19 protein-coding genes and 1 tRNA gene are annotated in these 25,732 nt (G+C 60.5%); 6 read left to right on the top strand and 14 right to left on the bottom strand.

The window, feature by feature from the left end:
• Positions 1 to 68 precede the first annotated feature (68 nt).
• Both amaA and amaB read right to left on the bottom strand, forming a co-directional pair.
• Positions 69 to 1,352: an L-pipecolate oxidase gene (gene amaA, locus AC1RP7_RS08165; protein ID WP_057712223.1), complete on the bottom strand. Its 1,284-nt coding sequence runs from the start codon at positions 1,350 to 1,352 to the stop codon at positions 69 to 71.
• 155 nt (positions 1,353 to 1,507) lie between these two features.
• Entirely contained in the window at positions 1,508 to 2,998 is a 1,491-nt protein-coding gene (gene amaB / locus AC1RP7_RS08160; RefSeq protein WP_493181581.1) for an L-piperidine-6-carboxylate dehydrogenase, read from the bottom strand.
• A 174-nt stretch (positions 2,999 to 3,172) separates the two neighbouring features.
• Here amaB and AC1RP7_RS08155 point away from each other — a divergent pair, with 174 nt between their 5' ends.
• From AC1RP7_RS08155 to nadE, 3 genes are all read left to right on the top strand, one after another.
• The gene (locus tag AC1RP7_RS08155) at positions 3,173 to 4,084 is read left to right on the top strand and encodes a LysR family transcriptional regulator (protein WP_057712225.1); all 912 of its coding nucleotides are present in this window, start codon (positions 3,173 to 3,175) and stop codon (positions 4,082 to 4,084) included.
• A 206-nt stretch (positions 4,085 to 4,290) separates the two neighbouring features.
• On the top strand, positions 4,291 to 5,517 hold the full coding sequence (pncB, locus tag AC1RP7_RS08150; RefSeq protein WP_057712226.1) for a nicotinate phosphoribosyltransferase: 1,227 nt from the start codon (positions 4,291 to 4,293) through the stop codon (positions 5,515 to 5,517).
• Positions 5,518 to 5,521: 4 nt separating this feature from the next.
• Positions 5,522 to 6,349, top strand: coding sequence for an NAD(+) synthase (gene nadE, locus AC1RP7_RS08145; RefSeq protein WP_090452833.1), 828 nt, complete (start codon positions 5,522 to 5,524; stop codon positions 6,347 to 6,349).
• A gap of 176 nt (positions 6,350 to 6,525) precedes the next feature.
• Here nadE and azu read toward each other — a convergent pair whose 3' ends face one another.
• Positions 6,526 to 6,972 carry an azurin gene (gene azu / locus AC1RP7_RS08140; protein WP_223502848.1) on the bottom strand — a complete coding sequence of 149 codons (447 nt, stop codon included), beginning with the start codon at positions 6,970 to 6,972 and terminating at the stop codon, positions 6,526 to 6,528.
• A gap of 344 nt (positions 6,973 to 7,316) precedes the next feature.
• Here azu and AC1RP7_RS08135 point away from each other — a divergent pair, with 344 nt between their 5' ends.
• Both AC1RP7_RS08135 and AC1RP7_RS08130 read left to right on the top strand, forming a co-directional pair.
• Entirely contained in the window at positions 7,317 to 7,904 is a 588-nt protein-coding gene (locus tag AC1RP7_RS08135) for a cytokinin riboside 5'-monophosphate phosphoribohydrolase (RefSeq protein WP_057397746.1), read from the top strand.
• A gap of 68 nt (positions 7,905 to 7,972) precedes the next feature.
• Complete coding sequence (locus AC1RP7_RS08130; protein ID WP_007973286.1) at positions 7,973 to 8,152, top strand: hypothetical protein; 180 nt, start codon at positions 7,973 to 7,975, stop codon at positions 8,150 to 8,152.
• A 213-nt stretch (positions 8,153 to 8,365) separates the two neighbouring features.
• Here the strand turns inward: AC1RP7_RS08130 and AC1RP7_RS08125 are convergent, their stop codons facing one another.
• The 11 genes from AC1RP7_RS08125 to rnr all read right to left on the bottom strand — a co-directional run bounded on the left by AC1RP7_RS08125 (position 8,366) and on the right by rnr (position 25,274).
• A complete protein-coding gene (locus tag AC1RP7_RS08125) occupies positions 8,366 to 9,256 on the bottom strand; it encodes a transglutaminase family protein (protein ID WP_102669263.1) in 891 nt (296 codons plus the stop codon).
• Positions 9,256 to 11,742 carry a circularly permuted type 2 ATP-grasp protein gene (locus AC1RP7_RS08120; protein ID WP_493181580.1) on the bottom strand — a complete coding sequence of 829 codons (2,487 nt, stop codon included), beginning with the start codon at positions 11,740 to 11,742 and terminating at the stop codon, positions 9,256 to 9,258. Before AC1RP7_RS08120 ends, AC1RP7_RS08125 begins: the two co-directional genes overlap by 1 nt.
• A gap of 88 nt (positions 11,743 to 11,830) precedes the next feature.
• A complete protein-coding gene (locus AC1RP7_RS08115) occupies positions 11,831 to 15,103 on the bottom strand; it encodes a transglutaminase family protein (RefSeq protein WP_493181579.1) in 3,273 nt (1,090 codons plus the stop codon).
• A 385-nt stretch (positions 15,104 to 15,488) separates the two neighbouring features.
• Positions 15,489 to 17,792, bottom strand: a complete 2,304-nt coding sequence (locus tag AC1RP7_RS08110) for a YgiQ family radical SAM protein (RefSeq protein ID WP_007994999.1) — start codon at positions 17,790 to 17,792, stop codon at positions 15,489 to 15,491.
• A 186-nt stretch (positions 17,793 to 17,978) separates the two neighbouring features.
• A complete protein-coding gene (gene dnaB, locus AC1RP7_RS08105; RefSeq protein WP_007915846.1) occupies positions 17,979 to 19,376 on the bottom strand; it encodes a replicative DNA helicase in 1,398 nt (465 codons plus the stop codon).
• Between the two features lie 122 nt (positions 19,377 to 19,498).
• Complete coding sequence (gene rplI, locus AC1RP7_RS08100) at positions 19,499 to 19,945, bottom strand: 50S ribosomal protein L9 (RefSeq protein WP_007973276.1); 447 nt, start codon at positions 19,943 to 19,945, stop codon at positions 19,499 to 19,501.
• 19 nt (positions 19,946 to 19,964) lie between these two features.
• Positions 19,965 to 20,858, bottom strand: coding sequence for a YybS family protein (locus tag AC1RP7_RS08095; protein ID WP_056725445.1), 894 nt, complete (start codon positions 20,856 to 20,858; stop codon positions 19,965 to 19,967).
• A gap of 36 nt (positions 20,859 to 20,894) precedes the next feature.
• Complete coding sequence (rpsR, locus tag AC1RP7_RS08090; RefSeq protein WP_002551829.1) at positions 20,895 to 21,125, bottom strand: 30S ribosomal protein S18; 231 nt, start codon at positions 21,123 to 21,125, stop codon at positions 20,895 to 20,897.
• Between the two features lie 28 nt (positions 21,126 to 21,153).
• Positions 21,154 to 21,576: a 30S ribosomal protein S6 gene (rpsF, locus tag AC1RP7_RS08085; protein ID WP_008048087.1), complete on the bottom strand. Its 423-nt coding sequence runs from the start codon at positions 21,574 to 21,576 to the stop codon at positions 21,154 to 21,156.
• A gap of 306 nt (positions 21,577 to 21,882) precedes the next feature.
• Positions 21,883 to 22,650, bottom strand: a complete 768-nt coding sequence (gene rlmB, locus AC1RP7_RS08080; protein ID WP_007973273.1) for a 23S rRNA (guanosine(2251)-2'-O)-methyltransferase RlmB — start codon at positions 22,648 to 22,650, stop codon at positions 21,883 to 21,885.
• On the bottom strand, positions 22,647 to 25,274 hold the full coding sequence (rnr, locus tag AC1RP7_RS08075) for a ribonuclease R (protein WP_493181578.1): 2,628 nt from the start codon (positions 25,272 to 25,274) through the stop codon (positions 22,647 to 22,649). Before rnr ends, rlmB begins: the two co-directional genes overlap by 4 nt.
• A gap of 225 nt (positions 25,275 to 25,499) precedes the next feature.
• Between rnr and AC1RP7_RS08070 the strand changes: the two genes are divergently transcribed.
• Positions 25,500 to 25,586: transfer RNA gene (locus tag AC1RP7_RS08070), tRNA-Leu, on the top strand.
• The last annotated feature ends 146 nt before the right edge of the window (positions 25,587 to 25,732 follow it).

The following is a 25,732-nucleotide window of genomic DNA, read 5'->3' as shown; positions in this document are numbered from 1 at the left end:
ACAACCCGCACCACTACAGGCTAGCTGCAGATCGAAAAAGCGCCGCCTCCCACTGCAAAAATCAACATTCAGATCACGATCCGCAGGCACTGGCCCGCGTGATACAGCGAGAATCCCGCCTCATACAGACAGCTGCGCAACCCCACCCCGGCCAATGGCTGCATGGGTGCAAAGGGAATCGGTAGCGCTTGAGGATTTCCGTTACACAGGTAATCGGCAAAGGCCTTGCCGACCACCGTACCCGTGGTCACGCCCCGGCCGTTGTAACCGGTGACTGCCACCAAACCGGGCGCCGGTTCGAACAGGCGCATCAAATGATCGGGGGTGAAGGCGATGCAACCGGTCCAGGTGCACTCCCATTCCACCGGTTTGAGGTACGGGAAATAGTGTTGCTGCACGCGGTCGGCCCAGGCCTTGAGGAACCAGGCCGGTTTCTGATTGCCATTACCGAGACTGCCAAGCAGCAGGCGACCGTCTTTGTCTCGACGGATACTGCTGAGCACTTGGCGGGTGTCCCAGGAACCCTGGCCACCGGGCAGAATTTGTCGGGCGGCTTCTTCGGTCAGCGGCACCGAGGCCACCTGATAGTAATAACCGGGGAAGAAATTGCGCCGCAGCTCCGTCCAGTCGCCTTCGGTGTAGGCATTGGAGGCAATCACCACTTTCTCGGCCATGACCGAGCCCTGGGCAGTCTGTACTGACCAGCGCTGACCCTGACGTTCGAGTCGGGTGACCGGGGAATGATCGAACAATTGACCGCCCAGGCCGATGGCCGCTTTGGCCAGCCCCGTGGTGTAGGCCATCGGGTTGAGTGTGCCGGCGCGGCGATCGAGCAATGCCGCGGCGATCTTTTTCGTGCCGGTGGCTTGCTCGCAAGCCTGACCGGTGAGCAGCTCTACGGGCGCACCGCGACGCTTCCATTGTTCTTCACGACTGCGCAAGTCGGCCTCGCCACGGGCGTTATGCGCCATGTGCAGCGTACCTTCGCGGCGCAACTGGCAATCGATGTTGTACTTGTCCACTAGGCTGAACACCAGGGAAGGCGCCGCCCCCAGCATGCGGTTGAGCTGGCTGCCAACCGCCTCGCCAAACCCGGCTTCGATCTCGTCCGGGGGAATCCACATCCCGGCATTGACCAGCCCGACGTTGCGCCCGGAACCACCATGGCCGGCGCGATGGGCCTCCAGCACGCAAACAGTCTTGCCTTGCTCCAGCAGATGCACCGCCGCCGACAAACCGGTAAACCCGGCGCCGATGACGCAGACATCCACCGTGACCTCACCCTTGAGGGCCGAATTGTCCGGCCTTTGCGGCGTCAGTTTTTCCCACAGACACTCTTCGCGTAACGGCATTGCCAGACTCCAAGCAGAAACCTAACAAACACATACTTCAAATGTGGGAGCGGGCTTGCTCGCGAATGCGTCGGCACATCCAGCATCAATGTGACTGATAAACCGCTTTCGCGAGCAAGCCCGCTCCCACAGGGGATCACTGTTCGACACGAGACTTAGTCGAACGTAATACCCTGCGCCAACGGCAACTCCAGCGAATAGTTCACGGTGTTGGTCTGGCGGCGCATGTAGCCGCGCCATGCATCGGAGCCGGACTCACGACCGCCGCCGGTTTCTTTCTCGCCACCAAACGCGCCGCCGATTTCCGCGCCGCTCGGGCCGATGTTGACGTTGGCAATGCCGCAGTCGCTGCCCACCGCCGACATGAACTGCTCGGCTTCACGCACGTCGGTGGTAAAGATGCACGAGGACAGGCCTTGTGGCACGGCGTTGTTCAGGCGCAGGGCTTCCTGGAAATCGCTGTAGCCAACCACGTACAGGATGGGAGCGAAGGTTTCGTGGCAGACCACATCGCTTTGCTCCGGCATTTCGACGATAGCCGGCGACACGTAGTAGGCATTCGGGAACTTGTCTTGCAGCTGACGCTCACCGCCAAACACCCGGCCGCCCTCACTCAAGGCCTGCTCCAGCGCATCCCGCATGTTGTCGAAACTTTGCTTGTCGATCAGCGGGCCGATCAGGTTGCCTTCCAGCGGATGGCCGATACGCACTTTCGAGTACGCGGCTTTCAGGCGGGTGACGATTTCTTCTTTCACCGACTCATGGGCAATCAGGCGACGCAACGTGGTGCAACGCTGACCGGCAGTGCCGACGGCGCTGAACAGGATGGCTCGTACGGCCATGTCCAGGTCGGCGCTTGGGCCGAGGATCATTGCGTTGTTGCCGCCCAGTTCGAGGATGCTGCGGGCAAAACGCGCGGCGATTTTCGGCGCCACTTCACGGCCCATGCGGGTGCTGCCAGTGGCGCTGACCAGCGCGACACGCGGATCATCGACCAAGGCTTCGCCGGCATCACGACCGCCAATAATCACCTGGCTCAGGTGCGGTGGCGCATCGCTGAAGTTTTTCAGCACGCGATCGAACAGCGCCTGGCAAGCCAGTGCTGTCAGTGGCGTCTTTTCCGACGGCTTCCAGATCACCGGGTTGCCGCAGACCAGCGCCAGCGTGGCGTTCCAGGCCCAGACCGCCACCGGGAAGTTGAACGCACTGATCACCCCGACAACGCCCAGCGGATGCCAGGTTTCGCGCATGTGGTGGCCAGGACGCTCGGAGGCGATGGTCAGACCGTACAACTGACGGGACAGGCCGACGGCGAAGTCGCAGATGTCGATCATTTCCTGAACTTCACCCAGGCCTTCCTGGGTGATCTTGCCGGCCTCCCAGGACACCAGCTCGCCGAGGTCGGCCTTGTATTCACGCAGGATGTCACCCAGTTGCCGCACCAGCTCGCCACGGCGCGGTGCCGGAACCTTGCGCCACAGTTCGAACGCATGATCTGCGCGACTGATGTGTTGCTCGACTTCAGCAGCGCCTTCCCAGTTGACGGCGGCGATCCTGCTGCCATCGATCGGCGAATGCACCGGCACTTTGCCGTTCTGGTACAGGGCCGGGTTCACACCTAGACGATCAAGCAATGCGGCAACCATGGGTCACTCCTCAAGCAAAAGACAGAACACGTGCAGCCGGAAAATCACGGCTGATCAGACCTGTAGTTTTAGCTGCCCGGAGGTTACTCAACAAACGACCTTTAAGAGAGATATCATTCCGTTTATTCATGCTGTGCATTGCTGGCAATAAGAAACAAGAACCAAGGACCGCCCATGCTGAATAAACGCTACTTGCCATCGATCGCTGCATTGCAGTGCTTCGAGGCCGTCACCCGGCATTTGAGCTTCACCCGGGCCGCCGAAGAGTTGAACCTGACCCAAAGCGCCGTGAGCAAACAGGTCGCGCAACTCGAAGAGCTGTTGCAGCACCTGCTGTTTCGCCGGGTGCGCCGCCGCCTGCAGATGACGCCGGCTGGCGATCTGTACCTGGTTGAGGTGCGAAAAATCCTCACGCAGGTCGAGATGTCGACCCATTACCTGCGTTCCTACGGTGGCGAAACGGAAGTCCTGCGGGTTTCGACGCCCCCCACTTTCGGTGCACGCTGGCTGGTGCCGCGCCTGAAAGGCTGGCGCCTGCGGCATCCGTCGATCCATCTGGACCTGTGCAGCGAGCAGGAAGCCGACGACCTGCTGCAAGGTCGCAGCGACCTGGCGTTCTACTTCGGCCAGGGCTCACGGCCCGGCACCGAATGCCTGAAGCTGTTCGGCGAAGAGCTGGTGCCGGTGTGCGCCCCGGGCAGCCTGCCGGACGCACCGTTTACCGATCCGACACAACTGACTGACCTGGTCCTGCTGCAAAACGCTTCCCGCCCCCAGGCCTGGCATGACTGGTTCGACCATCAGGGCTACCACACCGAGCACAGCTACCACGGACCGCGCTTCGAAACCTTTTACATGTGCATCCGCGCCGCCCAGGTCGGCTGCGGCGTGGCGCTGTTACCCCGTTTTCTGGTGGAAGAGGAACTGGCCGACGGCAAGCTGGTCATTCCCTGGCAGCATGCAATGCCCAGCACCGACGCCTACTACCTGGCGTACCCGGAACATTCGGCGGAAGTCCCCAAGGTGCGGGACTTTGTGAAGTGGATGCTGGAGCAGATCGATAGCCCGGATGTGATGCAACATTAAACCCTTGCACAATCCCTGTGGGAGCGAGCTTGCTCGCGATGGCGTCATCACATTCAACATTTATATCACCTGACAGGTTGCTATCGCGAGCAAGCTGGCTCCCACAGGGGAATTGCAGCGGTCAAAAAACTGCTGGCAATCCTGCCCAGTGATATGCGCCACTAGCGCCACTGATCAATACCGCTGCAACGCCGGAGATTCCCGTTATGAGCGAGAGTGTGTTTGCCGATCGCATCGTGCAGAACCTGCTCGACACCGACTTCTACAAACTGACGATGATGCAGGCGGTGCTGCATAACTACCCGAACGTCGAAGTCGAATGGGAGTTTCGTTGCCGTAACAGCGAGGACCTGCGCCCGTACCTGGCGGAAATCCGCTTCCAGATCGAGCGCCTGGCCGAACTGAGCCTGAGCGCCGACCAGTTGAGCTTTCTGGAACGCATCAGCTTCCTGAAGCCGGACTTCCTGCGCTTTCTCGGGTTGTTTCGCTTCAACCTGCGTTACATCCACACCGGCCTCGAAAACGGTGAATTGTTTATCCGCCTGCGGGGCCCCTGGCTGCATGTAATCCTGTTCGAAGTGCCGCTGCTGGCGCTGGTCAGCGAGGTGCGCAACCGCTATCGCTACCGCGAAGTCGTGTTGGAACAGGCCCGCGAGCAGCTCTACCGCAAGTTCGACTGGCTGAGCGCCAACGCCAGCAGCGACGAATTGTCCGAATTGCAGGTGGCCGATTTCGGCACCCGTCGTCGCTTTTCCTACCGCGTGCAGGAAGAAGTGGTGAATGTGCTCAAGCACGATTTCCCCGGACGCTTCGTCGGCACCAGCAACGTTCACCTGTCCCGGGAGCTGGACATGAAACCCCTGGGCACCATGGCCCACGAATGGATCATGGCGCACCAGCAACTTGGCCCGCGGCTGATCGACAGCCAGATCGCCGCACTCGATTGCTGGGTCCGTGAATACCGTGGCCTGCTGGGGATTGCCCTGACCGACTGCATCACCATTGATGCCTTCCTCGGCGATTTCGATCTGTTTTTCGCCAAGCTTTTCGACGGTTTGCGCCACGACTCAGGCGATCCGGTGGTTTGGGCGGAAAAAGCCATCGCCCACTATCACAGGCTCGGCATCGACCCGATGAGTAAGACGCTGACTTTCTCCGACAGCCTGACCCTGCCCAAGGCTCTGGAGATATTCCGGGCGCTGCGCGGTCGGATCAATGTCAGCTTCGGCATCGGTACCAACCTGACGTGTGATATTCCGGGTGTCGAACCGATGAGCATCGTGCTTAAAATGACCGCCTGCAACGGCCAGCCGGTGGCGAAGATCTCCGACGAGCCAGGCAAGACGCACTGTAAAGACCCGAATTTCGTCGCTTACCTGCGACACGTTTTCCAGGTTCCTGCCGCCCTTTCAAGTACATCAAGCAAGGAGTGAATTCATGCAAGCCGTACAGCGTGAGATTGCTGAACAGCTCAAGGTCCAGCCGCCATTCGCCGACGAAGCCGCCCTTGAGGCCGAAGTCGCCCGGCGGGTGACCTTCATTCAGGACTGCCTGGTCAATTCCGGGCTCAAGACCCTGGTACTGGGCATCAGTGGTGGTGTCGACTCCCTCACCGCCGGCCTGCTGGCCCAACGGGCCGTCCGTGAACTGCGCCAGCGCAGCGGTGATGCCGCCTACAAATTCATCGCCGTGCGCCTGCCCTACGAAACCCAGTTCGATGAACACGACGCCCAGGCTTCAGTGGATTTCATCAAGCCGGACGAGCGCCACACCGTGAACATCGGTCCGGCGGTCAAATCCCTGGCCAATGAAGTAGCGGCCTTCGAAGGCAAACATGCGGTGTCGGTGGACTTCGTGCTCGGCAACACCAAGGCGCGCATGCGCATGGTCGCCCAGTACACCATCGCCGGCGCGGCCCATGGCCTGGTGATCGGCACCGATCACGCGGCGGAAGCGGTGATGGGTTTCTTCACCAAGTTCGGTGACGGCGCCTGCGACCTGGCGCCACTGAGTGGCCTGGTGAAAAATCAGGTCCGCGCCATCGCCCGCAGCTTCGGCGCGCCGGAGTCGCTGGTGGAGAAAGTCCCGACCGCCGATCTGGAGGACCTGTCGCCCGGCAAACCGGACGAAGCGTCCCACGGCGTGACCTATGCCGAGATCGATGCGTTCCTGCACGGCAACCCGGTGCGTGAAGAGGCGTTCAAGATCATTGTTGATACCTACAACAAGACCCATCACAAGCGGGTGATGCCGTTTGCGCCTTGAGGCGTGAGTGAATGAAAAAGCCCGCTGAAGTGTTGAGCTTCAGCGGGCTTTTTCTTTGGCCAGAACAGGCATCGATGCTTCTGGCCCCTTCGCGGGCAAGCCCGCTCCCACAGGTACGGTGGCGGCCCTGTGGGAGCGTGGCTTGCCCGCGATGAACGATAACGCGGTGGTCAGTCTTACTTCAGAGTCACGGTGCCTTTCATCATCGAGATGTGGCCCGGGAACGAGCAGAAGAAACCGTACTTTTGAGCGGCATCGAGCTTGGACACATCGAAGGTCACCGAATCGGTTTCCTTGGCGCCGATGATCTTGGTGTGGGCGATCACGCGGGCATCGCCTTCCTTCAGGTAGTTCTTGTCGATACCGGCGCTCAGGCCGTCGGTGGCGATCGGCTGCATGTCGGCTTCTTTACTCAGCACCCAGTTATGGCCCATGACGTTCTTCGGCAAGCTGCCGGAATGCTTGAGTTCCACGGTAAACGTCTTGCAGCTCTTGTCGATTTCAATGGCCTTCGTGTCGAAAGACATCTGGTCGGTGGAGTCGACGGTGACTTTGCACTCTGCAGCCATCAATTGGCTGCTGGCCAGTGTCAACAGGGATACCGCAACAAGTTTGGCAAACATGGTGAATCTCCAAGGCAGGGTTAAGGAAATCGCGAATAAACAGAAGACTGCCTGAAAACTTCGCAAGTTCATATGACTTGAATCAAAAATTGTATACAACTTTCGCGCTATGGCACCGATGCGAAATATCTACCGGCCAAGTGTCTGGCCCGGGCCTATCATCAGGCCGTCCCCCTTCAATTGGAATGTCTGTCATGTCGATCAACAGCTTGTTGTGCAGTTTGCTGGCCGCCTACGCCTGCGGCGCCAGCGGCACGTACGAAACCCCGGAACACCAAGTCTAGCCCTTGGAGTGCCGTGCGCCTGCCTTTACTCTGTGGCCCTGATCGACCAAGGAGCAAGGCATGTCTTTAACATCCGTTTGTGTATTTTGTGGTGCCAGCACCGGCACCAACCCGGCTTACCGCGAAGCAGCCGTGGCCCTTGGCCGGGCGTTGGCCGAGCGCAAGCTGACCCTGGTGTATGGTGGTGGCGCCGTGGGCTTGATGGGCATCGTCGCCGATGCGGCCCTGGCGGCCGGCGGTGAAGTGATCGGCATCATCCCGCAAAGCCTCAAGGACAAGGAAATCGGCCACAGCGGCCTGACTCGCCTGGAAGTCGTCGATGGCATGCACGCGCGCAAGGCGCGGATGGCCGAGCTCAGCGATGCCTTTATCGCACTACCCGGCGGCCTTGGCACCCTCGAAGAGCTGTTCGAAGTCTGGACCTGGGGCCAGCTCGGCTACCACGGCAAACCGCTGGGTTTGCTGGAAGTGAATGGTTTCTACAGCAAATTGACGTCTTTTCTTGATCACATCGTCGGCGAAGGCTTCGTTCGCGGGCAGCACCGTGACATGCTGCAAGTGAGCGAATCGCCGCAAACCCTGCTCGATGCTCTGGATGCCTGGCAACCGTCCATAGCGCCAAAATGGGCCGAGCAAAAACCCAGCTAACGGCTCGGCACCGATACAGGGCAGAATATGCGCCGCTCAACCTCACCTTCGACCCCAGAGGATCGCCCATGGCTAAACCTAATTATTCCTTCGCCAAACGTCAGAGAGACTTGGCCAAGGAGCAGAAGAAAGAGGAAAAGCTTCAGCGCAAGAAAGCTACAGCTGAAGAAGCGGCACTGAACCCTGAGGGTGAAGTGGCGGCAGAAGACGATGTTGATGCACCGAAAGACTCGGCGCCCGACGCCTGAGAACCTCCGGGCCGGTTGATCTGAACAGGCCCACCGGATCTGTGTAAAGGGTTGGCAGCTTTGCTGCCGACCCACACAGGCCAATCGAATGACCCAAACACACCGTAATTCCCTGTGGGAGCGAGCTTGCTCGCGATGACGGCCGCACATCCAATATCAAATTGACTGACACACCGCTATCGCGAGCAAGCTCGCTCCCACAGTTGATCTTCGTTAATCCAGTGGCATCACCGTCACCCGAACTTCCGGGTCGTGGTTCCCTCCCCCAAGAATCACCCCCCGCAACGGCGACACATCGGAAAAATCCCGGCCCCAGGCCAGGGTGATGTGCTCCAGTGCCGGCTGCACATTGTTGGTCGGATCGAAATCCACCCACCCCAGCACCGGGCAAAACACTGACACCCAGGCATGGGAGGCGTCGGCACCGATCAGTCGTGGCTGGCCCGGCGGTGGCTGGGTCAGCAGGTAGCCGCTGATGTAGCGCGCGGCCAAGCCCCGGGAGCGTACGCAGGCGAGCATCAGGTGGGCAAAGTCCTGACATACCCCGCGCCGACGCTCCAACACTTCTACCAGCGGCGTCGCCACCTGAGTCGCTTCGGCATCGAAGGTAAATTCGCTGAAGATTTTCTCCATCAACGCCTGAACGCCGAGCAACAGCGGCCGCCCCGTCGGGAAGCAGCTCTCGGAAAATTCGACGAAGTTGCGCTTTAGATGCACGTAAGGTGATTCGAAGCGGTAACGGCAGGCTTCAAGCAATTCGGGCGACAACGGCTGGCTGCTGTAAGTCAGCGCGCTACGGGTGTCTTCCCATGCGGGTGAAAGATTGAAGTCCAGCACGGGCCGGGGAAGTACCTCGATCGTGAGGCTGGCATTGACCAGCAGCTCATCATGAGGACGTTCAAACGCCAGCCGGGTCAGCGGATTGCCGAATACATCCAGTTCATCGCGGCGCGAGGTCGGCTGCGGACTGATCTGCAATTGCCGGTCGGTGCAGCGCTGCCAGGCACAAGGCCGCGGCCACAAATGCGCCAGTTGCTGGGCCAGGGACACCGGGCTGTCGTAGTGATAATGGGTGTCGTGGAAAATCTGGTAGTGAGCGCTCATCAGACGGACACCGTGCGCTGGCTGACATCATCGACATGGGCGAAATGCCGCAGCGCCAGGCGATCGGAAACCTGCCCGCTGGCGTCGGCGATCTCTTGCAGCAGCGCGGCCAGCCCCTCGATGGCAGCGCGAACACTCGCGTCGCCGAACAGCGGGTTTTCCAGGCAGCCCAGATCGAATCGCGCCAGACGCTCGACCAATTGCGGCAGCGCTGCTTCACGCGGCACGCCAAAGTCATCGTTGAGGCGTTTGAGTGTGCGGGTCACCAGTTTCAATTGGAACAACACGGCGTGAGGGTTCTGCTCGTCGAGCAATAGCAGGTCGAGCACCGGGATCAGCTGCGCCACCGCCAGGTATCGAGAACGGTAAGTGATGCTGCTGTTGCCCAGCTCCAGCAACCACTCCAGCCCGGCCTGATCGAAAACCCCGGCGCCCCGCAGGAACGCCGCCAGGCTGCCGCTGAGAAATTGCAGGCGTTCGATTCGCCGACCAATCATCAGGAAACGCCAGCCTTCATCCCGGGTCATGTCGTCCAGGGCAAAGCCGGACAGCGCCGCCAGGGACATCACCAGACGATTGAGAAAATCCAGCAACTCACCGAAATCCGGCTCTTCGGTTTCCAGCTCCATGGCTTCGCGCTGCAACTCCACCAGCGCCTGCCAGTTTTCCCGCGAGAGCTTGCCGCGCACCTGCGAAGCAGCCCACTGCAAGCGTTGCAGGTTGGAACGCAGACTGAACGGCCAGTCATCGCCGAGCAGCGCCGCCAACAGGCGTTCCGGCAACTCGCCCTCCTCGGGCAGCAACATCAGCCGTTCGCCGAGGTCCACCGCTGCCTGCAGGGCTTGCGGGTCGTCGCCGTCGACATAGCGCGCCAGCATGATGCGCAGTAAACGGGCGCTGTCGTCGCAACGCTCGCAATAACGACCAAACCAGAACAGGTTTTCCACCACCCGCGACGGCAAGTACGGATCGCGCCGCACCAGGTCATGCACACCGATGTTGCGTTGGGCCTTCCATTGTTCGCCGCTCGGCGCACGATCGCCCAGCACCCAGGTGTCTTTACTGGCGCCGCCGCGCTGCATCGACACCACTTCGGCATCGGCTTGGGCGGCGACCCGGGTCAAGCCACCGGGCAGTACCCGATATCCCTCGCGGCTGGCCACTGCATACACGCGCATGCCGATGGCACGGGGTTGCAGTTGACCGTCTTCGGCTTGCCAGATCGGCGCCTGGGACAATTGCGCAAGTTCTTGCGCCACATAGGCATAAGGACGCGCCTGCATGCGCTCTGCGAGCTCGTTGCGCTGCTTATCACTCAAATCACGGCCAAATACCGGTGCAAAGCTCTGGGACGGAAACGCCGGTTTGATCAGCAACTCTGGAAGTTTCTCCAGGGCCTGGGCCAGAACCGGCGCTTCACCGCACCACCAAGTGGCGATGGACGGCAGGATCAGTTCTTCGCCAAACAGGAATTGATTGATCTTCGGCAGAAAACCCAACAAACCCGGCGATTCCAGCACACCGCTGCCGAGGGCGTTGGCCACCAGAACCCGCCCCTGCCGCACAGCCTCAAGCAGGCCAGGCACGCCGAGGGCGGAGTCGGTTCGCAGCTCCAGCGGATCGCAGAAGTCATCGTCGAGCCGGCGCATGATCGCGTGGACCCGACGCAGGCCACTCAGGGTCTTCAGGTAGACCGTGGCATCGCGCACCGTCAGGTCACCGCCCTCCACCAGCGGATAACCGAGCTGACGAGCCAGATACAGATGTTCAAAATAGCTTTCGTTGAAACGCCCCGGTGTCAGCAGCACCACCAACGGTGCGTCTCCGTCACTCGGGGCCTGACGGACCAGGGTTTCCTGCAAGGTGCGGAAGAACCCGGCCAGGTGCTGCACCTTCAGATCGCGGTACAGCTCGGGAAAGGCCCGGGACACGATCGTGCGGTTTTCCAGCGCATATCCGGCCCCCGAAGGCGCCTGGGTACGATCCGCCGTCACCCACCAGCGGCCATCGGGTGTGCGCGCCAGATCCACGGCATACAGGTGCAGAAAGGCTCCGTCAGGCGGGCTGATGCCCTGACAGGGCCAAAGGAAGTTGTTGTGACCGAACACCAGCTCGGCGGGCAGCAGACCTTCGGCAATCAGCCGTTGCGGACCGTAAAGGTCAGCCAGCACGGCATTGAGCAACCGCGCCCGCTGAGCGATGCCGGCCGACAACTGTTGCCACTCGTCAGCCGCGATGACATGGGGCAGCAGGTCCAGCTCCCACGGCCGGTCCGCGCCCTTGGGGTCGGCATAGACGTTATAGGTAACGCCGTTTTCCTGAATCTGCCGGGTCAGCAGGGCCTGACGCTGCACCAGTTGTGCCGGCGTGCTGCGTTGCAACTGTTCGAACAGCCGGCGCCAGTGCGGGCGCACGGCGCCACTGTCGTCGAGCAGTTCGTGATAGGTGCCCGCCGTCAGCGGGTAGCGGTCTAGCAGGTCAGGCATGGAAAGCTCGGCAGACAGCAATGAACGGTCAGACTAACGCAGGCTCGTGACGCCCGGATATACGAAAAATCCGAGCGTCGCGTACGGTTTAGAAACGTCGCAAATCGAGTGTCATCGGCAACTCGTCGCTGATTTCCAGATTGGGTACAGGAAACTTTCCCGGCGTGTGTCCGAGGCGGAAGAAGCGCGCCATTCGCCGGCTTTCCGCTTCGTTGGCATTCACCGGCAAACTGTCGTAGTTGCGCCCGCCCGGATGGGCGACGTGGTACTGACAACCGCCCAGCGAGCGCTGCATCCAGGTGTCGAGCAGGTCGAACACCAGGGGCGCGTGGACCGCAATGGTCGGTTGCAGGCAGTTAGCCGGTTGCCAGGCACGGAATCTCACGCCAGCGACGAATTCGCCTACACGCCCGGTGGGCTGCAATGGCACCGGAATGCCGTTGCAGGTCAGCAGATATCGCTGGGGCGGCAAGCCGCTGAGCTTGACCTGCAAACGCTCCAGTGACGAATCCACGTAGCGCACCGTACCGCCCATGGCGCCCTCTTCGCCCAGCACGTGCCAGGGCTCGAGCGCCTGGCGCAGTTCCAGCGCAATGCCGCTGACGGCGTAGTCGCCAACCTTGGGGAAACGGAATTCCAGATGCGCGGCGAACCATTCGGCCCGCACCGGATAACCGGCGGAGTTGAGGTCGACGATGACATCGGCGAAGTCTTGTTCGATAAAGTGCGGCAACAGGAAGCGATCGTGCAGCTCCGTGCCCCAGCGCGCCAGTTTCGGCGGCGCATAGGGCTCGCGCCAGAACCGCGCAACCAGCACCCGCAGCAACAATTGTTGCACCAGGCTCATGCGCGCATGGGGCGGCATCTCGAACGCACGTAGCTCCAGCAATCCGAGGCGCCCGGTGGCACCGTCCGGCGAATAGAGTTTGTCGATGCAGAACTCGGCGCGGTGGGTGTTGCCGGTTACATCGATCAGCAGGTTGCGCAGCAGTCGATCCACCAGCCATGGCGGGCACTCCTCACCCGCTTCAGGCATCTGCGCGAAGGCGATTTCCAGCTCGTACAAGGCATCGTTGCGCGCCTCATCGACCCGCGGCGCCTGGGACGTCGGGCCGATGAACAATCCGGAAAACAGGTAGGACAGCGACGGATGGTTATGCCAGTAGCTGATCAGGCTGCGCAGCAGATCCGGGCGACGCAGAAACGGTGAGTCCCCCGGTGTCGCGCCACCCAGCACGAAATGGTTACCACCGCCCGTGCCGGTATGCCGGCCGTCGATCATGAATTTCTCGGTGGTCAGCCGAGTCTGGCGCGCTTGTTCGTAGAGGAATTCGGTGCGCTCGACCAACTCATCCCAGGTCGCGGACGGCTGCACGTTGACCTCGATCACCCCCGGGTCCGGGGTGATGCGCAAGTTGCTCAGGCGTGGATCGCTCGGCGGTTCATAGCCCTCCAGCAACACCGGGCACATCAGCTCTTGCGCGGTGGCTTCGATGGCTGCGACCAGCTCGAGGTAATCCTCGACCCGCTCCAGCGGCGGCATGAACAGGTACAAACGGCCTTCTCGCGCCTCGGCACAGAACGCCGTGCGGGTCAGCCAGTCGGCGGATTCGTCGATGTTTGGCGCACGGTCTTCTGCGACGGCTGCGCCTTGGCTCTGAAGCTGCCCTGTGTCGGGCAGCGGCGGGAAATCCTGATTCGGGTCCTGCGGATAAATGAACGGATACTCCGCCGCCTTCACCCAAGGCTGCGAACCCAGCGGCAAGCGATAACCGAGTGGAGAATCCCCCGGCACCAGACGGCAGTGCTCATCGCGCAGATACCAGCGCCCGCTCTGCCACTGGTCGCCCTTGGCGGTGCGCGCCAGCGGCAGAACCTGGCCGATGACCTTGTCCAGGCCTTGACTGAAGACCTTGCGCAGACGCGCACGCTCCATTGGCTCTTCCAGGCGTGAGTCTTCGGCGCTGACGTTTTGCGGCAACATGCCTTCGCGCCAGAGGTAATAGAAATTGTCTTCGTAGGCTGGGAACACAAAGCGTGTCGGAATCTTCAAGCGTTCGGCGACACTCGCCAGAAAACGCCCGGCAAGCGCACCGTCGGCGCCATAATCCTCCTGCTCGTCGGCGATCAGCGCGCTGTTGTGCCAGATCGGTACGCCGTCACGGCGCCAGTAGCAATTGAGCGACCAGCGCGGCAGTTGCTCGCCGGGATACCACTTGCCCTGCCCGAAATGCACCAGCCCCTGGGGCGCGTAGTGCTTGCGCATGCGCTGGAACAGTTCGGCGGACAACCGTCGTTTATCCGGCCCCAGTGCCGCGGTATTCCACTCGGCGCCGTCCGGGTCATCGATGGACACAAAGGTCGGCTCGCCGCCCATGGTCAGGCGTACATCGCCTTCCAGCAAATCAGCATCGATCCGTCGGCCCAGGGCCTGGATCGCCAGCCACTGATCGTCGCTGTAGGACTTGGTGACCCGTGGTGCTTCCCAAATCCGCTCCACGGACATTTCGTGGCTGAATTCGCACTCGCAGGGTTCCACCAAACCACTGATCGGCGCCGCAGAGGACGGATCGGGACTACAGGCCAATGGAATATGTCCTTCACCGGCAAACAGTCCGGAGGTCGCATCCAGGCCGATCCAGCCGGCGCCGGGCAGGTACACCTCGCACCAGGCGTGCAGGTCGGTGAAATCCACGTCGGTGCCGGACGGACCGTCGAGACTTTTGACGTCGGCGGTCAGCTGGATCAGGTAACCCGACACGAAACGCGCCGCCAGCCCCAGGTTGCGCAGCAGTTGCACCAGCAACCAGGCGGAGTCGCGACACGAACCTGAGGCCTGGTCGAGGGTGTGCTCAGGTGTTTGTACGCCGGGCTCCATGCGGATCAGGTAGTCGATGTCTTCGCTCAAACGCTGGTTGAGCGCGACGAGAAAGTCCACGGCGGGTAACGGTGTGCGGTCGATGCCGTCCAGGTAGGCCTTGAACTTCGGCGTCAGGGGCAGGGTTTCCAGGTACGGCGCCAGCTCCTTGCGCTCATCCGCGGCATAGGTGAAGGGGATTTTTTCCGCGTAGGGTTCGAGGAAGAAGTCGAACGGATTGAAGATCGCCATTTCGGCCAGCAGATCGACTTCGATTCGCAACTCTTCGGTTTTTTCCGGGAACACCAGCCGCGCCAGGTAATTGCCCTGAGGGTCCTGCTGCCAGTTGATGAAGTGCTGTTCGGGGGAGACTTTCAACGCATAGGACAGAATCCGCGTGCGGCTGTGGGCGGCGGGACGCAGGCGAACGATCTGCGGGCCGAGTTCGACAGCGCGGTCATAGCGGTAATGCGTGACGTGGTGCAATGCGACATGAATCGACACGGCGTGCCTCCTGCGAGCCTTGAGCGTATTGGAAAGCGCGCAAGACTTATGCCATCCAGCAATGCTGGCGCTTTCTTCGGTTGCCTGAGGCAGTACAGCACCAAAATCGGGCGATGCGCAGAATTGGCTTGCAAGAGTTGCACGTATTTGTGGCGTTCAGCTGCATAGTCGCTGCCAAACCCGGCCTCTTCGCGAGCAAGCCCGCTCCCACAGGGATCTGCTGCGAACACACAATCGCGGGCAACCTCGAACACTGTGGGAGCGGGCTTGCTCGCGAAGAGGCCAGTTGCCACACCCCACTTTCAGGCTGTGATACAGCCTTTACTCCTCCAGAAACGCAAAACGCCAACCCGAAGGTTGGCGTTTTGTTCAGCTCAAGCGAGGCTTAGCGCGGCACGACCGGCTTGCGGGTCGGCTTTGGCCCCTTGCCTTTAGCCGCATCCTTGCGTTCCTTGGCCGCCTGCTGGTTGCGGGCGAACGCCGCAGCCTTGGCCTGTTCACGCTTGTCCCACGGGTTGCCGCCATCGCTGGCACGTGGTGGCAGGCCGGTGTGCTGGGTCAGGATCTTGGTGGTCTTTTCCCCTGCAACCTTGTGGCTGCCGGCCGGCGTCGAGTTCTTGCGACGGGCGCTCTGGTAGCTGTCAGTCGACGGCTGATGCAAAGGAATCAACTGGTTCTTGCCCGGCCCGATCAGGTCGGCGCGGCCCATGCGGGTCAGTGCCTCACGCAGCATCGGCCAGCCTTTCGGGTCGTGATAACGCAAGAACGCCTTGTGCAGTCGGCGCTGCTCCTCGCTCTTGACGATGGTCACCGCGTCACTCTTGTAGGTGACCTTGCGCAGCGGGTTCTTGCCCGAGTGGTACATCGCGGTGGCGGTGGCCATCGGCGACGGGTAGAACGCCTGCACCTGGTCGGCACGGAAGCCGTTGCCCTTGAGCCACAGGGCCAGGTTCATCATGTCTTCATCGGTGGTGCCCGGGTGGGCGGCGATGAAGTACGGAATCAGGTACTGCTCCTTGCCCGCTTCCTTGGAGTACTTCTCGAACATGCGCTTGAACTTGTCATAGCTGCCGATGCCCGGTTTCATCATCTGGTTGAGCGGACCTTCCTCGGTGTGTTCCGGGGCGATCTTCAGGTAGCCACCGACGTGGTGGGTCACCAACTCTTTAACGTACTCCGGCGACTCGACCGCGAGGTCATAGCGCAGGCCGGAAGCGATCAGGATCTTCTTCACACCCGGCAATTCACGGGCACTGCGGTACAACTGGATCAGCGCCGAGTGGTCGGTGTTCAGGTTCGGGCAGATGCCAGGGAACACGCACGATGGCTTGCGGCAAGCGGATTCGATTTCCGGGCTCTTGCAGGCAATGCGGTACATGTTCGCGGTCGGGCCGCCGAGGTCGGAAATCACGCCGGTAAAGCCCGGAACCTTGTCACGAATTTCTTCGATTTCGCGAATGATCGACTCGTGGGAACGGTTCTGGATGATCCGGCCTTCGTGCTCGGTGATCGAGCAGAAGGTGCAGCCGCCGAAGCAGCCACGCATGATGTTCACCGAGAAACGGATCATGTCGTAGGCCGGGATTTTTTCCTTGCCATACGCCGGGTGCGGAATGCGCGCATAAGGCATGCCGAACACGTAGTCCATTTCTTCGGTGGTCATCGGAATCGGTGGCGGGTTGAACCAGACGTCGACTTCGCCGTGCTTCTGCACCAGCGCACGGGCGTTGCCCGGGTTGGTTTCCAGGTGCAACACGCGGTTGGCGTGGGCGTAGAGCACTGCGTCATTGCGGACCTTTTCCACCGACGGTAGACGAATCACGGTCTTGTCGCGGGTCATGCGCGGGCTGGCCAGGATCTGCACGACCTTGGCTTCCTGCGGATCTTCAACCGGACCTTTTTCCTGCTCGATGGCGCAGGCCTGGGTGTCCTGGGTGTTGACGTACGGGTTGATGATCTTGTCGATCTTGCCCGGACGGTCGATGCGCGTGGAGTCGACTTCGTACCAGCCTTGCGGTGTGTCACGACGGATGAACGCGGTGCCGCGCACGTCGGTGATGTCTTCGATCTTGTGACCGTAGGACAGGCGCTGGGCGACTTCGACAATCGCACGCTCGGCGTTACCGTAGAGCAGGATGTCGGCGCTGGCGTCGATCAGGATCGAGTTGCGCACACGGTCCTGCCAGTAGTCGTAGTGAGCGATGCGGCGCAGGGACGCTTCGATGCCGCCGAGCACGATCGGCACGTGCTTGTAGGCTTCCTTGCAGCGCTGGCTGTAGACCAGGCTGGCGCGGTCCGGACGCTTGCCGGCCAGGCCACCCGGCGTGTACGCGTCGTCGGAACGGATTTTCTTGTCCGCTGTGTAGCGGTTGATCATGGAGTCCATGTTGCCGGCCGCGACACCGAAGAACAGGTTCGGCTCGCCGAGCTTCATGAAATCGTCTTTGGACTGCCAGTTCGGCTGGGCAATGATCCCGACGCGGAAGCCCTGGGACTCCAGCAGCCGGCCGATGATCGCCATGCCGAACGACGGGTGGTCGACGTAGGCATCACCGGTGACGATGATGATGTCGCAGGAATCCCAGCCGAGCTGATCCATCTCCTCCCTGCTCATGGGCAGGAACGGCGCTGGCCCGAAACATTCGGCCCAGTACTTGGGATAGTCAAATAACGGCTTGGCTGCTTGCATGTCGATAACCGGTGTTGGCTTTCATTGAATTTCGCGGGCGCGGAATATAGCACAAATTTTGACCAATTCCGACGGCCATGGTCGGAAATTGCGGCGACCCCATCGAGCAAGCTCGCTCCCACAAGTTCGGCGTGATCCTTGTGGGAGCGAGCTTGCTCGCGATGAGGACCGATCAGACGCTACAAATTATTCGTCATCGTCGAAGTTATAGCTACCCGGCGCCAGGTTCTCGAAACGGGTGTACTTGCCGATGAACGCCAGGCGGATAAAACCGATCGGCCCGTTACGCTGCTTGCCGATGATGATTTCGGCGATGCCCTTGTGCTCGGTCTCCGGGTGATACACCTCGTCGCGGTAAACGAACATGATCACGTCGGCATCCTGCTCGATCGCTCCGGATTCCCGCAAGTCGGAGTTCACTGGGCGTTTGTTTGGCCGTTGCTCGAGGGAACGGTTGAGCTGCGAGAGCGCCACCACCGGACAGTTGAATTCCTTGGCCAGGGCTTTCAGGGATCGGGAGATCTCGGAAATCTCGTTGGTCCGGTTGTCACCGCTGGAGCCCGGGATCTGCATCAGTTGCAGGTAGTCGATCATGATCAGGCCGACATCACCGTGTTCACGCACCAGACGGCGGGTCCGGGCGCGCATTTCCGACGGGCTGATGCCGGCGGTATCGTCGATGAACAGCTTGCGGTCGTTGAGCAGGTTGACCGCCGAGGTCAGGCGCGGCCAGTCGTCATCTTCCAGCTGGCCGGAACGGACCTTGGTCTGGTCGATACGCCCCAGGGAAGACAACATACGCATGATCAGCGATTCACCTGGCATCTCGAGGGAGTAAACCAGGACGGCCTTCTCGCTGCGCAACACGGCGTTTTCCACCAGGTTCATCGCAAAGGTGGTTTTACCCATGGATGGACGGCCAGCGACGATGATCAGGTCGGACGGTTGCAGGCCGCTGGTTTTCTCGTCGAGGTCGGTGTAGCCGGTGGACAGGCCGGTGATGGCGTTGTCGGTGTTGAACAGGGTGTCGATGCGGTCGATGGCTTTGGTCAGCAGGTCATTGACGCCCACCGGGCCACCGGTTTTCGGTCGGGCCTCGGCGATCTGGAAGATCTGCCGTTCAGCCTCGTCGAGAATCTCGGCGGCAGTGCGACCTTCAGGGTTGAACGCGCTGTCGGCGATTTCGGTACTGATACCGATCAGCTGGCGCAACGTCGCCCGTTCGCGAACGATCTGCGCATAGGCCTTGATGTTGGCGACGGACGGGGTGTTTTTCGCCAGTTCACCGAGGTAACCAAGGCCACCGACTTGCGAAGTCTGACCTTCCTTGTCCAGTTGCTCGGACAGGGTCACGACATCGATCGGCATGTTCTGATCGGCCAGCTTGGCGATCGCACGGAAAATCAGGCGGTGGTCATGTCGATAGAAATCGCCGTCGGAGACTTGATCGAGCACACGCTCCCAGGCGTTGTTGTCCAGCATCAGACCACCGAGTACAGCCTGTTCGGCTTCGATGGAATGCGGCGGCACTTTCAGCGCGGCGGTTTGCAGATCGTATTGCTCAGGAGCGGAGATATCGTTCATGGCCACTTGGTTCTTGGTGATAAAAAGCAGAGGTTTCAGAAAGACAAAGGGCACGACCTGTAAACAGGATCGTGCCCGATGTTACCGGCAAGCACCCGAGGGTGCCAGCCGACAAGTGCTGCTTAAGCTGCTACCACGACAACGCGTACGGTGGCTTCAACTTCGGCGTGCAGGTGCACGGCTACGTCGAATTCGCCTACGTTGCGGATGGTGCCGTTCGGCAGACGAACTTCGCTCTTCTGCACTTCAACGCCGGAGGCGGTCAGTGCGTCAGCGATGTCGTGAGTACCGATCGAACCGAACAGCTTGCCTTCGTCGCCAGCGGTGGCAGTGATGGTCACTTCCAGCTCGGCCAGTTGGGCAGCGCGGCTTTCAGCCGATGCTTTGCGATCTGCTGCAGCTTTTTCCAGCTCAGCGCGACGCTCTTCGAACGCAGCCAGGTTGGCTGGGGTCGCAGCGGTAGCTTTGCCGTAAGGCAGCAGGTAGTTACGACCGTAGCCAGCCTTAACGTTCACTTTGTCACCCAGGTTGCCCAGGTTGGTGACTTTTTCCAGAAGGATCAGTTGCATGTGAAAATCCTCTTAACTTTTAACCTTCACCGTTCGCGTTATCGGCATCTTTCGGTGCCGAACGACCGCGAAAATCAATCAGGCTGTCGACGATGGCCAGGACCACCAGCAACGGATAGATCAGCTGCATGAACAGCAACAGCGTCACGTACAACCCCACCAGCCAGAACCTGGCCAGTCGCTTCTGCGCCACCAGCCCGTGAATCAGGGCCAGCCCGGCGAACACCAGCGGTACGCTGCACAACGGCGTCAACATGGCCATCTGTGAACCGAGATTCGGTCCCAGAAGCATGCACGCCAGCAGCAACATCGCCGGCAACAGCGGGATGCGGATGGCGCGAAACTCGCGACCAAAACCGCCCGGGTTGTACAACAACGCCTGCCAGTAACGCCCGACAAGCAGGCTCAGCAAGCTGACGATTTGCAACAACGCCGCAATCAGGCCGGTCAGGACCGGTGCAATCAGGGACGCGAAACGCGCTTGTTCGTCTACCGACAACTTCTGGTAGACATCACCGAGTAGCGACGGCATGACTTTGATCAAAGCCTGCGCCAGCATCTCGATCTGGGGAGCAAAAGCTGTCCCCAACACCACTGAAAACACCACTCCCATCGCTATGCTGACCAGCAGCACGCGGTTCCAGGACTCGCTTGCGCGCAAAACCAACGCAAGGCTCGCAGACCCCAGCAGCACCAGAAGTGCCCGTGGGTCGTCGGAGTAAAGCCACCAGGCCAATGCCGGCAGCAGTCCCAGAGCAAGAACGCCCAGGGCGTCCCTCAATCCGCGCCGCAGGAGCACAAGGCATCCGGCGGCAGCACCCAACCAATACAACAACGGCAATGCCGCGCATCCAGCCACTACCAGAGTGGCCTGCATACGGCCGCGCATGATGAACTCAGCTATGGCCCGCATGCATTCAATCCTTTGCTACGTGTCGACTGCCCGGTCTCAGCGGCCGTGGCTGTCGGTGTAGGCCAGCAGGGCCAGGAAGCGGGCGCGCTTGATAGCGGTGGCCAGCTGACGCTGATAACGAGCTTTGGTACCGGTGATGCGGCTTGGAACGATTTTGCCGGTCTCGGATACGTAGGCTTTCAGAGTGTTGAGATCTTTGTAATCGATCTCTTTCACGTCTTCAGCGGTGAAGCGGCAGAATTTACGACGACGGAAGAAACGTGCCATGTAATTGGCTCCTTAAAAGGTCCGTGGATTACTCGTCAGCGTTATCGCTGTTGTCGCTGTCATCACTATCAGCGCTTTCAGCGCCTTCGTGCTCAGGACGGTCGCGACGCTCACGGCGCTCACTGCGGTTTTCTTCAGCCTTGAGCATCTCGGACTGGCCGGTAACGGCTTCGTCGCGACGGATGACCAGGTTACGGATCACTGCATCGTTGTAGCGGAAGTTGTCTTCCAGCTCGGCCAGGGCCTTGCCGGTGCACTCAACGTTCAGCATCACGTAGTGAGCTTTGTGAACATTGTTGATTGCGTAGGCCAGTTGACGACGGCCCCAATCTTCCAGACGGTGGATTTTGCCGCCGTCTTCTTCGATCAGCTTGGTGTAACGCTCAACCATGCCGCCGACTTGCTCGCTTTGATCCGGGTGGACCAAAAAGATGATTTCGTAATGACGCATGAATGCTCCTTACGGGTTGTAGCCTGCCGCTCAAAAGCGGTCAGACAAGGAGTGAATGACACTTATGGACTTGCGGACGCTAGACACGTTGGTGCCTGCCATCACAGCAAGGGGCGCAATTGTAGAGAAGGGGCGAGGGAGGCGCAAGGTAATTGGTGATTATTTGAACAACCCCAATCTTTCCCTCACTACAAAAACACTGTGGGAGCGAGCTTGCTCGCGATGGGGTCGTAACATTCGACATTAATGCTGAATGTTACACCGCTATCGCGAGCAAGCTCGCTCCCACAGGAGATTTGCAGAAGGTCAGGATTTTTTGGCAGCAGCCTTGGCTTTGACACTGCGCTGACGCTGCGCTTCGAACAGGCAGACACCCGTCGCCACGGAAACGTTGAGACTGCTGACGCTACCGGCCATCGGCAGGTTGACCAGGTAGTCGCAATGCTCGCGGGTCAGGCGACGCATGCCCTTGCCTTCGGCACCCATGATCAGGATGGTCGGGCCGGTCAGATCCTGGTCATACAGGCTGACCTCAGCTTCACCGGCCGTGCCGACAACCCACAAGCCGCGCTGCTGGAGCTTTTCCAGGGTGCGCGCCAGGTTGGTCACGGCAACCAGCGGAATCACTTCCGCCGCACCGCAGGCGATCTTTCGTACAACCGGAGTCAGGGTCGCAGACTTGTCCTTCGGCACGATCACGGCCAGCGCGCCCGCCGCATCGGCCGAACGCAGGCACGCGCCGAGGTTGTGCGGATCGGTCACGCCGTCGAGCACCAGCAACAACGGTGCGCCGTCGGTGCGATCGAGCAACTCGTCGAGCATCGCCTCACCCCAGACCTGGCTCGGACTCACGTCCGCGACCACACCCTGGTGCACGCCTTCAACCCAGGCGTCCATTTCACGACGCTCGGCCTGACCGACCTGGACCCGGTTTTCGTTGGCCAGTTCGATCAGCGTCTGGACCCGAGGGTCATTGCGACCTTCGGCCAACCAGATCTGCTTCACGCGTTTCGGGTGGTGACGCAACAACGCTTCTACAGCATGTACGCCGTAGATCTTTTCCAACTGACTCATGGCTTGGCCTTAGGTTTACGCGCCCCGCCACTCTTGGCTGGAGCCGAGCCCGCTTTTGGCGGGCCTTTACGATGTTTGCTCGGTTTGGCTGGCTTGCCGCCGACGGCCTTGTCAGGCGTCGACCGACTGGTCTTTCCCCCAGACGCCGCTTTACCGCCGCTTTTCGCACCGGCGAGCAACGCCTGCTTCATTTCACGACTTTTGCGCACTTCGGCGTTTTTCGCCGCTGCATCGCTCGGGCGATAGGCCTCTACAGCCTTTTCCTTGGCAGGACGACGACCGGTTTTCGCCGGGGCCGGTTCTGCTTCGACTTTCGCAGCGGGCGCCGTGCTTTCGGCACCACGCTTCTTGCGGCCGATCGGCGCGCTGATGGTTTTCTCGGCCATCTCGAAGTCGATCTTGCGTTCGTCGAGGTCGACGCGCATGACGCGCACTTCCACGGTATCGCCCAAGCGGAAGCTGCGACCGGTACGCTCACCGGCCAGGCGGTGGTGCACAGGATCGAAGTGGTAGTAATCGCCCGGCAGCGCGGTGACATGCACCAGGCCTTCGACGTAGATATCGGTCAGTTCGACGAACAGGCCAAAACCGGTCACGGCGGTGATCACACCCGGGAACGACTCGCCAACGCGATCTTTCATGAACTCGCACTTGAGCCAGTTCACTACGTCGCGGGTCGCTTCGTCGGCACGACGCTCGCTCATCGAGCACTGCTCGCCGAGTTGCTCCAGGGCCGCTTCGTCGTACGGATAGATGCGCGCTTTCGGAATGGTCATCGCACCGGCACGGCGTACGTGCGGGGTGTCCTGCTTCGAATGGATCACGCTGCGAATCGCCCGGTGCGTGAGCAAGTCCGGGTAGCGGCGGATCGGCGAAGTGAAGTGGGTGTACGCCTCGTAATTCAGGCCGAAGTGGCCCTGGTTATCGGCGCTGTACACCGCCTGGCTCAACGAACGCAGCATGACAGTCTGGATCAGGTGGAAATCCGGACGATCCTTGATGCCGGCCAGCAGTGCCTGGTAATCCTTCGGCGACGGACCGTCCTTGCCTTTGTGCAGGGACAGGCCGAGCTCGCCGAGGAACGCGCGCAGCTTTTCCAGGCGCTCCGGTGGCGGGCCATCGTGAACGCGATACAGCGCCGGAATTTCGTGCTTCTTCAGGAATTCGGCGGTGGCCACGTTGGCCGCCAGCATGCATTCCTCGATCAGCTTGTGCGCATCGTTGCGCACGGTCGGACGAATTTCGGCGATCTTGCGCTCGGAACCGAAGATGATCCGGGTTTCCTGGGTTTCGAAATCGATCGCGCCACGGACGTGACGGGCCGCCAGCAACACCTTGTACAACGAGTACAACTGCTTGAGGTGCGGCACCACGTCGGTGTATTCACCGCGCAGCTTGCGAGCTTCGGTGGCTTTCGGCGTTTCCAGCATCGCGCTGACCTTGTTGTAGGTCAGGCGCGCATGGGAGTGAATCACCGCTTCGTAGAAGCAGTAGTCGGTCATTTCACCGGACTTGGAGATGGTCATCTCGCAAACCATGGCCAGGCGATCGACTTGCGGGTTCAGCGAGCACAATCCGTTGGACAGCTGCTCAGGCAGCATCGGAATCACGCGCTCGGGGAAGTACACCGAGTTGCCGCGAACCTGCGCTTCGGCATCCAGCGCCGAACCGAGTTTCACGTAGCTGGATACGTCGGCAATCGCCACGTACAGCTTCCAGCCGCCCGAGAACAGGCGCAGCTTGCCCGGACGGGCTTCGCAATAGACCGCATCGTCGAAGTCGCGGGCATCTTCGCCGTCGATGGTGACGAACGGCAGATGACGCAGGTCGATGCGCTTCTCTTTGTCTTTCTCTTCGACTTCCGGCTTGAGCTTGCCGGCTTCCTTGAGCACGGCGTCAGGCCAGACGTGAGGAATGTCGTAGGTACGCAGGGCAACATCGATTTCCATGCCCGGCGCCATGTAGTTGCCCACGACCTCAACCACGTCGCCTTGCGGCTGGAAGCGTGGCGTCGGCCAGTGAGTGATCTTCACTTCGACGAACTGACCGATCTGCGCGTTGGCGTTACGACCCGGCGTCACCAGCACTTCCTGCTGGATCTTCGGATTGTCCGCAACCACGAAACCGATGCCGCCCTCTTCGAAGTAGCGGCCGACGATGGTTTCGTGAGCGCGGGACACCACTTCGACGATCATGCCTTCGCGGCGACCACGACGGTCCAGGCCGGATACCCGGGCCAGGGCACGGTCACCGTCGAACACCAGACGCATCTGCGCCGGGCTCATGAACAGGTCGTCACTGCCGTCGTCCGGCACCAGGAAGCCGAAGCCGTCGCGGTGACCGCTGATGCGACCCAGGATCAGGTCAAGCTTGTCCACCGGTGCATAAGTGCCGCGACGGGTATAGATGAGTTGAGCATCGCGCTCCATGGCGCGCAGACGGCGGCGCAGGGCTTCGATCTGGTCTTCTGTGGTCAGACCAAACTCTTCGACCAGTTGCTCGCGGTTAGCAGGCGAACCTCGATCAGCAAGGTGCTGAAGGATCAGTTCGCGGCTAGGAATAGGGTTTTCATATTTTTCCGCTTCACGAGCGGCCTCGGGATCGAGGGACTGCCAATCGGCCATTAGAGAGTTTTCACCTTGTCTATATGCGGGTTAGTTTGGCATAGGCGTAATGAAACGGGAAATTTCAAGCTAAGACGACCCATCTAAAGCCCTGTATCGACACATCAAAGCTGAATTGCAGACCGCTGGTGAATTTTTTCAGGTTTTTTTGTGGCCGGGGGTTTACAGTTAAAAAGACGCTCCGTATAGTGCGCGCCATCGACGACGGACAACGTTGCCGATACTGCCCAGATGGTGAAATTGGTAGACACGCCAGCTTCAGGTGCTGGTGACCGCAAGGTCGTGGAAGTTCGAGTCTTCTTCTGGGCACCAATTTCGAGCTTGAGATTAGTTCAATTTCAAGGCTCACACAAAAACCCGCGAAAGCGGGTTTTTGCATTTTTGACCACTGATTTATTAATTTTAAAATCAGGGGTTTACAGATCAAAACGCTCTCCGTATAGTGCGCCACATCAACA

This window comes from Pseudomonas sp. GW822-FHT01E03 (assembly GCF_058802985.1).
The sequence above is the reverse complement of the archived record's forward strand: the minus strand, read 5'-3'. Positions and strand labels throughout refer to the sequence as shown.

What these genes read in the sequence shown, in the direction of transcription:
- amaA (WP_057712223.1), bottom strand. Translation starts at nt 1,352, where the DNA reads ATGCCGTTACGCGAAGAGTGTCTGTGGGAAAAACTGACGCCGCAAAGG.
- amaB (WP_493181581.1), bottom strand. Translation starts at nt 2,998, where the DNA reads ATGGTTGCCGCATTGCTTGATCGTCTAGGTGTGAACCCGGCCCTGTAC.
- AC1RP7_RS08155 (WP_057712225.1), top strand. Translation starts at nt 3,173, where the DNA reads ATGCTGAATAAACGCTACTTGCCATCGATCGCTGCATTGCAGTGCTTC.
- pncB (WP_057712226.1), top strand. Translation starts at nt 4,291, where the DNA reads ATGAGCGAGAGTGTGTTTGCCGATCGCATCGTGCAGAACCTGCTCGAC.
- nadE (WP_090452833.1), top strand. Translation starts at nt 5,522, where the DNA reads ATGCAAGCCGTACAGCGTGAGATTGCTGAACAGCTCAAGGTCCAGCCG.
- azu (WP_223502848.1), bottom strand. Translation starts at nt 6,972, where the DNA reads ATGTTTGCCAAACTTGTTGCGGTATCCCTGTTGACACTGGCCAGCAGC.
- AC1RP7_RS08135 (WP_057397746.1), top strand. Translation starts at nt 7,317, where the DNA reads ATGTCTTTAACATCCGTTTGTGTATTTTGTGGTGCCAGCACCGGCACC.
- AC1RP7_RS08130 (WP_007973286.1), top strand. Translation starts at nt 7,973, where the DNA reads ATGGCTAAACCTAATTATTCCTTCGCCAAACGTCAGAGAGACTTGGCC.
- AC1RP7_RS08125 (WP_102669263.1), bottom strand. Translation starts at nt 9,256, where the DNA reads ATGAGCGCTCACTACCAGATTTTCCACGACACCCATTATCACTACGAC.
- AC1RP7_RS08120 (WP_493181580.1), bottom strand. Translation starts at nt 11,742, where the DNA reads ATGCCTGACCTGCTAGACCGCTACCCGCTGACGGCGGGCACCTATCAC.
- AC1RP7_RS08110 (WP_007994999.1), bottom strand. Translation starts at nt 17,792, where the DNA reads ATGCAAGCAGCCAAGCCGTTATTTGACTATCCCAAGTACTGGGCCGAA.
- dnaB (WP_007915846.1), bottom strand. Translation starts at nt 19,376, where the DNA reads ATGAACGATATCTCCGCTCCTGAGCAATACGATCTGCAAACCGCCGCG.
- rplI (WP_007973276.1), bottom strand. Translation starts at nt 19,945, where the DNA reads ATGCAACTGATCCTTCTGGAAAAAGTCACCAACCTGGGCAACCTGGGT.
- AC1RP7_RS08095 (WP_056725445.1), bottom strand. Translation starts at nt 20,858, where the DNA reads ATGCGGGCCATAGCTGAGTTCATCATGCGCGGCCGTATGCAGGCCACT.
- rpsR (WP_002551829.1), bottom strand. Translation starts at nt 21,125, where the DNA reads ATGGCACGTTTCTTCCGTCGTCGTAAATTCTGCCGCTTCACCGCTGAA.
- rpsF (WP_008048087.1), bottom strand. Translation starts at nt 21,576, where the DNA reads ATGCGTCATTACGAAATCATCTTTTTGGTCCACCCGGATCAAAGCGAG.
- rlmB (WP_007973273.1), bottom strand. Translation starts at nt 22,650, where the DNA reads ATGAGTCAGTTGGAAAAGATCTACGGCGTACATGCTGTAGAAGCGTTG.
- rnr (WP_493181578.1), bottom strand. Translation starts at nt 25,274, where the DNA reads ATGGCCGATTGGCAGTCCCTCGATCCCGAGGCCGCTCGTGAAGCGGAA.